Origin of the sequence: Pseudoalteromonas sp. TAB23 (assembly GCF_000498075.1) — a bacterium.
GTDB classification, from domain to species: Bacteria; Pseudomonadota; Gammaproteobacteria; order Enterobacterales; family Alteromonadaceae; genus Pseudoalteromonas; species Pseudoalteromonas arctica.
The window spans coordinates 21,342-29,483 of sequence record NZ_AUTP01000145.1; the positions used below are offsets into that span (position 1 = coordinate 21,342).

Genomic DNA, 8,142 nt, shown 5'->3' on the forward strand with positions numbered 1-8,142 from the left:
TTTATTGCTCTTTGCAAATCACATTTAATGAGGCCGGCTCAATAGTAATAACGAGTTTGTGAGCAGTTTTAACTTCACCGTCAAGTACGTACTTAAGCTCTCCTTCGCCTGTCACCTCGACTCTTTTAGCATTTGTATGATGCGAATTTATAGCTAAATGTGTTTGCGTTAAACTGCTAAACATCAGTTCTGCAATACTCAATATTGTCGTAGAATTTTCATTATTTGGTGTTAGCCAATTTACATCAAGAAGCCCGTCACTATGATCTGGCTGCCCACCACCTTGAGCCAATAACGTTGTAAAAGGCGCAGCATTAGCCACAATAAAGCTATTTGTACATATTTCTTTCGGCTCATTATCATCGAGTTTTACACTAAGTAGCTGTGATTTTTGCTCGCCAAATGCTTCAAAAAAACCATTTAAGTAGGCAAGTTGCCCCGATTTATTTTTCGACTCTCTATCTGCTTTTTCAATCATTGATTGCTCAAAACCAATGCCCGCTAATAAAAGTACTAATTCATTATTACAATAAGCGGTATCTATTGTGCTTGTTTGACCATCAATTATTAAATCACAGGCTTGTTCAACAGGAATAAATTTAGAGCTAATCCCCATCAATACATGCGCAAGTGCGTTTGCAGTCCCCATTGGTATAATACCTAGCTTACATTGTGTATTTACAAGTACGCTTGCAACTTCGGCCACTGTACCATCGCCTCCACACGCTATTATAATGTCCGGCTTTTGCGCAATTGCTTGTTTAGCAAGCTCAATACCGTTTACGTCTTGTGAAGTAGTCAATACTGTTAAATCGTAATAGGCCGATAACCGCGCAACAATTAAATGCTCTTTTTCTTGCCACAACCGTGTACCAGATACTGGATTTGCAATTAAAACTGCTTTGTTTTTAATCAGCAGCTCGCCTTTTTTATGACGCTTAGCTAAATGACGAAGCTGATGCTTATTTAAGTTTGCGGTTTCGCGGGTTTCCTTTATTTGTGCAAGTACTTCATGTACATCTGCATTTTTGTTTTGACTCAATAAATAAGCCGCCATTACAAAAACAGACCGCCCACGGCCTAAAGCACAATGTACAACTACGCGATGGTTTTCTTTAATATGATGATGTATCCAATTAATAGCCTGATTTAACTGAGAATGGGTAGGAATACTATGATCGAGCACCGGAATGTTTAAGTAATTAATATTCTCTTGTGTTGAACTCCACTCGAGTCCGTCGAATTCACACGTAACGTCTAAAATTGCAGTAATTCCGTTATCTTTTAATGTGTCTATGTCTGAGGGAAATAATCGGCAAGCTAAAAATAGGTTCTCATTTATTTTTTGAATTGGCGGCACTTTATCGTGCTTACGTGACCAGGCATTATAAATTTGCACACCAAATAAAAATGGCACAAACGCCCACCGTATATAAAATGGGATCACCCCATTTTCACGTTTTCTAAATATTTTTGCTGTATTAAAAATATATGCGGTACTCACTAATAAAAGTGACAGCGCAGTCCAATAAAAAACAATAGCAAAGTAAACAGAGTTTACTTCCCAACCAATAAAAATAAGTAGTAATGCTAAAAGTGAATAACCAATTGCAGCCCACATAGTCTCTCCTTTGTGTAAATAATTCCGATTTTCTAATTTTAATTTAAACGGCTTTATGTACTCTTTTGCAAATATCACGCCATATAAATGGCATTTTAAATTCAAATTAAAATCATAAGCTATTGATATATAATGTTAATAATAAAATAAATTTAAGTGCAATCTGCTCTTTGTGCATTTTTTACAAACATGTGAATAAATTATACTTACACGTCTAAATTTCAAACACTGATCGGTTATTGCTTGTACTAACGTATAAAGCAGCTAATCTAAAAAGCAATTAAATTTTTTGCATCCAAATCACACTCTCAACCGTTTACTCAATGATAATAAGAAAAACAGGACCCCTATGGATAACGATGATTTACTCCCTCTTCTGTGCGCAACAGCACAAGGAGACAAAAATGCTTTCTCAAGTTTATATCAACAAACTAGCGGCAAACTTTTTGCTATTAGTTTAAATATGCTCACTAACAGAGCTTATGCGGAAGAGGCACTACAAGATGCTTTTATAAAAATTTGGCATAACGCATCTGAATACAACGCCTCTAAAGGCACCGTTATTAGTTGGATGATAAGTATAGTTAGATACAGAAGTCTTGACTCACTGCGCTATCACAAAGTACGAAAAGAGCAGTCGTTAGGCGATGACGAATATGAAAATGAAAATGAAAATGAAAGTATCGACGTTAATTACGATGAAGAAACGAAACTGGTTAATTGTATCGAACAGCTTGAGCCGCAACAAAAACAAGCTATTCACTTAGCTTATTATAAGGGGCTGAGTCATAGCGAGCTAGTGGATCATATAGAAACGCCATTAGGTACAGTTAAAAGCTGGATCAGGCGTGGGCTTATGCAGCTACAAAGGTGTTTAACATTATGAATTATAATAAACCCGAACTATTAGACGCGCTTGCTGGGCAGTATGTGCTTGGCACACTTAGAGGGCTTGCCCGTAAGCGTTTTCAGCGTCTGTTGCTTAATTCAAATCAAGCACGTGAAGCAACAAGTCTATGGGAGCAAAACCTAAACAACTTAGCGAGTGCTATTACGCCGCAAACGCCACGTGACGATGTATGGGTAAATATACTACAACGTATTGAAAACAGGCCACAAACAAGTAAAACAGTGATACATACCAAGCCTTCAATTTGGCGTACATGGTCTTTTGTGGCAACTGCTGCGTGTATTGTTTTAGCCTTTTTAGTTATTCAACCTAGTACCAATGTTATGCACACTCAACAAATTGCTTTGGTTCAAAATCAAGATAAACAATCATTGTGGTTTATTAATGTTAACGAGCAAGGACTCTCAATTAAAGCCAGTAGCCAATTGGTTGCTCAAACTAATAAAGATTATGAGTTGTGGATGATTTTAAAAGGGCAAGATGCACCTATTTCACTGGGTTTACTTCCCAAGCAAGGCAATAAAATATTATTAAAAGATAACCGTTTTAAAGCAACCGACATAGCGTTGCTTGCCGTAAGCTTAGAACCTATTGGCGGNCAAATGGCTCTCCTACTGAAGTGCTTTACACCACAGAGCTAGTACTTTTATAACCCTACAATAATGACCAAAGTTGGCTGCTTACACAAAGCAGCCAACTTACTTTTAAAATTTTTAACAAAAAATAAAAATAATTTAACTTTTTTGCATCCAATTTAAATCCTGCCCCGTTATTAGCTATGACTTCAATCAAAACTAAAGGACAAAGTCATGAAAGCTTTAACTCCATCAATACTCGCAGTAGTAATATGTAGTACGTTTGTAAGTGCACCAAGTGAAGCATCAAGCCACAGAGAAGCGCCAAATATAAGCCGTTTCCCGACTTTAGATTCAACCGATTTTTATGTATTTAATAGTTACGAGCAAGGTCGTGATGATTTTGTAACATTAATTGCTAACTATATCCCGCTGCAAGATGCATACGGCGGTCCTAATTACTTTGCAATGGACCCAGATGCTACCTACAGCATTCATATAGATAACGACGGCGATGCTGTTGAAGATATTACATTTGCGTTTAACTTTAAAAGCATGCTTCCTAATGATAACCAAGGTGTGCAATTAACTGTTGGACCTGAAGGTAATCAACGTACCGTGTCTGTACCGCTTAAAAACGTAGGCGGTGTATCTGCCGGTGATGACAGCGCTGCAAATTTTAGTGAATCATACACAATGAGCATGATTAGCGGCGCGCAGCGTACTGGCGAAACAACGGTATTAAACAACACAGCATCAAACTCAAGTACATTTTCTAAACCACTTGATTATGTGGGCAATAAAACATTTGGCTCAATGAGCGATTACCAAACTTATGCTGACCAATTTGTGTATCAGGTTTCAATTCCTAACTGTGAAAGCATGGCACAAGTTTTTGTAGGACAACGTAAAGACCCATTTGTAGTTAACCTAGGTAAAACATTTGATTTAGTTAACTATGTACCTGTAGAAGGCGATAGCGCCCCTGGTGCTGGTGACGGCGGNCAGCCGATAACGACGACCTTGCAGATAAAAACGTAACATCAATCGCTATCGAAATACCTAAAAGCTGTATTGTCGGTGAAGGTAACAAAGTAATTGGTGCATGGACAACAGCAAGCTTACCTCAAGCACGTGTATTAAACCCAAATGCTAAATTTGCTAATAATGCGGTAAACGGTGGTGCATTAACTCAGGTTTCACGACTAGGTAGCCCGCTTGTAAATGAGCTGGTAATTGGTATTAAAGACAAAGACACATTTTCTACTGCGCACCCTAAAGACGATGCACAATTTTTAGATTATGTATCTCACCCATCACTACCAGAGTTATTAAATATTTTGTTTAAAGATGCTGTTAATACCACTCTTGGCGCAAACTTAGAAACTCTGGCACCCACTAACTTCCCGCGTACTGATTTAATCACTGCATTTTTAACGGGTTTTGCAGGCGTTAATCAACAAGCAACTGTAACACCTTCAGAAATGCTACGTTTAAATACAGACATTGCAGCAACAGCGCAAGCTGATCAATCTGCATTTGGTGTAGCGGGTAATGATTTAGCCGGCTTCCCAAATGGTCGTCGCCCGGGTGATGATGTGGTTGATATTGCACTTCGTGTTGTGATGGGTCGTTTATGTCATCCTATTCCTGTAAATGGTGAAGACACTGATTTAGGACTTTGTGCACCAGAGGATGCTAATACAGGCACAGTGCCATTTACAGACGGCGCACCTATTGATGCAACAATGATGAATTCATCATTCCCATACCTTGCAACACCGCTTGCTGGCTCTAAATAAGGAGTAAAATAATGCGTAATTTAAAAACTACCCATATTTGTGTTCTCCTCAGTGCATTAACATTGGGAGCATGTAGTAGCGATGACGATAAAAAACAACCTACACCGGTTGTAAATACAGCGCCTACCGCAAGTGATGCAATGCTAACTACACAAACTGAAGTAAGCATTACCGATATGCTTAGCGCAACCGACAATGATGGCGATTCACTGACTTACTCATTAACAAGTGAGCCAACTCTCGGAACTGTTACCCTTAATAGCGATGGTAACTTTACCTATACACCAAATAAAGAAGTGACAGGTTCAGATAGTTTTATGTTTGGTGTAAGTGATGGCGTTAATTCGCAAGTAACTGCAACAGTAAACATTACAATTGACGCACTACAGGTCGACTTTGCTCAATTTGCAACCGATGCATTTAATCAAGCCCCAAATGCAGAGCCATTAACTGTTAACGGTCGGGTGTTTACAAACACAGATACCGATGTTGATGGATTAATTTCAACAAACGGTAACTAACCAAGTAATTAAGCTGACAGGCCATGGATGGCTTTTTTCAAAGGATATTTATAATGCATTTATCAATTTTTAAGTCCGTCGCATTTATTACTTTATGCCTAACACCCCTTGCGTTAAGCGCTGCGCTTTTTACCCCAAAAGATGATGCAGTTATTGCTAAAAGTAATTCAACGCTTAGTGCTTCCCTCTCTGTTGACGAAATAAATACATTAGTCACTAACAGCCAATATGCCGGCCAAACAGAGCGCTTACAGGGGCTACTTAAAACCCGTTTAGCCCAGCTATATAAACAAACACCCTCATCTCAAATTGGTTACTTATATGCTCGCGTTTTACAAAAAGAGCACCTTTTTGACGAAGCTATTGATATTGCTAACAACGTTTTGATTGGAGAGCCAAAACATAGTAATAGCCATTTATTGCTAGCCAATATATTTATGACTCAAGGTAAGTTCGCACAAGCAAAAAAACACTGCGTAGCCTTAATTGGGCAAGTAAGCACTATTACTGCTAGCACCTGTGTACTCGATGTACAAAGCCAACATGAAAGCGTTTTAGACAGCTACCAAGCATTAGTAAAAATTATAAATAATAATCAAACTAGCCTAGCTACAAACCATGTTTTAAGTGAAATGAGCTACCGTTTAAACAACTACAAACAAGCTTTGTCTCACTTACAAAGTGTAGATTTAGTTCAAGCCCCTGTGAGCCTTATTGTTTTATGGGCCGATATTCAAATTGCTCTAAATCAACCGCAACAAGTATTAAATACATTAAGCGTACTGCTTCCTGATAAAAGTAATTTAGAGGATGCTATTTTGTTAAGACTTTCAATCGCAGAAAAAAAACTAAATAAACGCGATAAAAAATGGCAAAATACAATGGCGCAAAGAGTTACACTACGAGAGCTTCGCAAAGATTCTTTTCATGCAAGTGACTTAGCTAAATATTACCTTGATGTACAACCAAATCGCGAAAAAGCACTTTACTGGGCTCATATTAATTGGCAACAGGCAAAAATGAGCACCGATGAGCAATTACTTATTCAAGCAAAAGCGATGCAACGAGACACACTATGAAAACGCCTTATCTATTTATACTCACTTTAATGCTGTGCATTTTTTCAACTTACAGCTTTGCCCATCAACTAAGTACAAGTTATATAACCTTAAATAGCGAGAACAATAACGACACCAACAAAAACCAATACATGGGTACTTGGCAAATTAATATAGCCGACTTAGAGCACGCAGTGTCTCTGGATTTAGATAAAAACGGGCAAATTTCGTGGGCAGAAATAAAAGCAAAACGCAGCTCAATTAATAACTTCATTGAAGAAAATTTAAATATCACGCAAAACGCGCAATCATGCCTTTTAAAAAGTGAAGGTATCTATCAGCTAGATAACCATTTTAACCAGCCTTATTTGGTGATTCCGTTGCTGTTTAGCTGTGATGACAATGAAGCAATCTCCCTTTCCTATTCTGCTTTTTTTAATACCGATGCCAATCATAAATCCATCGTAAATATAAACGGTGTATCTCGTGTATTTAATATCAACGAGGCACAACAAACGTTCAGCTTTGAGCAAACAAGTTATTTAAGTACGTTTAATCAATACGTGTATCAGGGTGTTTTACATATTTGGATTGGTATTGATCATATTTTATTTTTAATCGCCCTGTTACTTACCTGTGTTTTAAAACGCAGCGATAAAACATGGCAAGGTATTAGCTCTAAAAAACAAATTATTAAACACACAGCATGGATAGTAACCGCGTTTACGCTTGCGCACTCTATTACGCTTACCGCAACAGCTATGAACTTAGTCTCACCAAATAGCCGCTGGGTAGAGCTTGGAATTGCTATATCGGTTTTATTGGCAGCATTAAATAATGTGTGGCCGTTGGTACTTCGTTTAGGTTGGCTTACTTTTGCTTTTGGTTTACTACATGGGATGGGATTTGCGAGCGTACTTGGCGAGCTTGGCTTGTCGAGCGACTATCAACTGCTTAGCATTTTAGCGTTTAATTTAGGCGTCGAAATCGGTCAACTTAGTATCTTACTAGTAGCCTTACCAATACTCATTTATGTACGACACTACACTTGGTATAAAAAGTGGTTAATGCCAATGGGCTCCGTTGCTATCGCAATCATTGCACTTCAGTGGTCAATCGAGCGCTTTTAAATAGACTAAAATAAAAAAGCTAGCCAAAGTATTGGCTAGCTTACTTTTGGTTATTTATTTCGAGCGTTACTGCGCTTCATCAAATGGCATCAGTAATGTTTTCATCGCAGGGCGAAGCGCTATTAGTACCGTTTCTTCGGTTAGCTCAGGGTAGAGTAACTTTCTGAGTAATAACCCCGCCATCATCGAAAAAATAACGTTAATTCGGCTTTCAAGTTCAAGCTCATCAATGTCTTTGAGCGCACTTCGCTCGCTTGTTAAAAGCTGTCTCATGCGCCCTCTTGCTTGAATATCGGTTTCACGCAAGAGAGTTGCTACTTTAACATTTCGACCTGCTTCTGCCATCATGTCTAAATCAATAACACACGAGCCTGTATCCATATGCCTTTGCACACCAATATTTAAGCCATCTAAAAGAGCCGCTAAAACATCACCAGGATGATCTTCAAATTTTTGAAAGATGGAGAACATTTCTTCCATGTCTTTTTTAATAATGCTTTCTATAATGGCTTCTTTACTTTCAAA

General features: G+C 38.2%; 6 protein-coding genes and 2 pseudogenes. 6 read left to right on the forward strand and 2 right to left on the reverse strand.

Annotation, left to right across the window (positions count from 1 at the left end; all coding sequences use genetic code 11):
- Position 1: 1 nt before the first annotated feature.
- Positions 2-1,621 (reverse strand): diacylglycerol kinase family protein, encoded by a 1,620-nt coding sequence (locus L654_RS0105700; protein WP_024607520.1) that lies wholly within the window; start codon positions 1,619-1,621, stop codon positions 2-4.
- Between the two features lie 349 nt (positions 1,622-1,970).
- Here L654_RS0105700 and L654_RS0105705 point away from each other — a divergent pair, with 349 nt between their 5' ends.
- The 6 genes and pseudogenes from L654_RS0105705 to L654_RS0105735 all read left to right on the forward strand — a co-directional run bounded on the left by L654_RS0105705 (position 1,971) and on the right by L654_RS0105735 (position 7,617).
- Complete coding sequence (locus L654_RS0105705; protein WP_024607521.1) at positions 1,971-2,507, forward strand: sigma-70 family RNA polymerase sigma factor; 537 nt, start codon at positions 1,971-1,973, stop codon at positions 2,505-2,507.
- Positions 2,504-3,183 (forward strand): annotated as a pseudogene (locus L654_RS01000000125575) (anti-sigma factor). The gene L654_RS0105705 and the pseudogene L654_RS01000000125575 overlap by 4 nt, the downstream one beginning before the upstream one ends.
- Positions 3,184-3,340: 157 nt before the next feature.
- Positions 3,341-4,908: pseudogene (locus tag L654_RS01000000125580) on the forward strand (DUF4331 domain-containing protein).
- A gap of 11 nt (positions 4,909-4,919) precedes the next feature.
- Positions 4,920-5,429, forward strand: coding sequence for an Ig-like domain-containing protein (locus L654_RS0105725; RefSeq protein ID WP_024607522.1), 510 nt, complete (start codon positions 4,920-4,922; stop codon positions 5,427-5,429).
- Positions 5,430-5,482: 53 nt separating this feature from the next.
- Positions 5,483-6,508 carry a hypothetical protein gene (locus tag L654_RS0105730; RefSeq protein WP_024607523.1) on the forward strand — a complete coding sequence of 342 codons (1,026 nt, stop codon included), beginning with the start codon at positions 5,483-5,485 and terminating at the stop codon, positions 6,506-6,508.
- Positions 6,505-7,617 (forward strand): HupE/UreJ family protein, encoded by a 1,113-nt coding sequence (locus L654_RS0105735; RefSeq protein ID WP_024607524.1) that lies wholly within the window; start codon positions 6,505-6,507, stop codon positions 7,615-7,617. Before L654_RS0105730 ends, L654_RS0105735 begins: the two co-directional genes overlap by 4 nt.
- A gap of 66 nt (positions 7,618-7,683) precedes the next feature.
- On the opposite strand, the gene L654_RS0105740 is transcribed toward L654_RS0105735, so the two are convergent.
- A partial coding sequence (locus L654_RS0105740; RefSeq protein WP_024607525.1) for a hypothetical protein occupies positions 7,684-8,142 on the reverse strand: 459 nt, incomplete at its 5' end.